This window comes from Streptomyces sp. SID11385 (genome assembly GCF_010548245.1).
Classification (GTDB): Bacteria; Actinomycetota; Actinomycetes; order Streptomycetales; family Streptomycetaceae; genus Streptomyces.
In genome coordinates, this window is sequence record NZ_JAAGLR010001178.1 from 1 (window position 1) to 427 (window position 427).

The following is a 427-nucleotide window of genomic DNA, read 5'->3' on the forward strand; positions in this document are numbered from 1 at the left end:
CTCGCGCAGCGTGACGCGCCCCGTGGTCGCGGACGTGGTGGTCGCGGGGGCGGTGGTGGCAGCGGACGAGCCGGCCGGCTTCGCCCCGGCCTGGGCGGGGACCTCGGCGGGTGACCCGGTGGCGGTCCTGGCCGTGGCCGGGGACTTGGCCCGCGCCTTCGGGGCGCTCTTGGCGGCGGGCTTCGTGGCGGGCCTGGAAGCGGACTTGGCCGGGGTCTTGGCGGCATCCTTGGACGCGGACCTGGACGGGGCCTTGGTGGCGTCCTTCGGCGCGGACTTGGGCTCGGACTTGGGCTCGGACTTGGGCTCGGACTTGGCCGGGGCCTTGGTGGCGGGCTTGGTGCGGGTCGCGGGCTTCGACGTGCTGCGCGCGGGGGCCTTCTCCGCCGCCCCGGCGGCCGGGGCCGGTCCGGAGGCCGGAGCGGGG

The 427-nt window shown here is 78.2% G+C and carries 1 pseudogene; it reads right to left on the minus strand.

Features of this window, described 5'->3' with window-relative positions:
• Positions 1 to 427, minus strand: a pseudogene (locus tag G3I42_RS35630) (hypothetical protein); the annotation flags it as partial.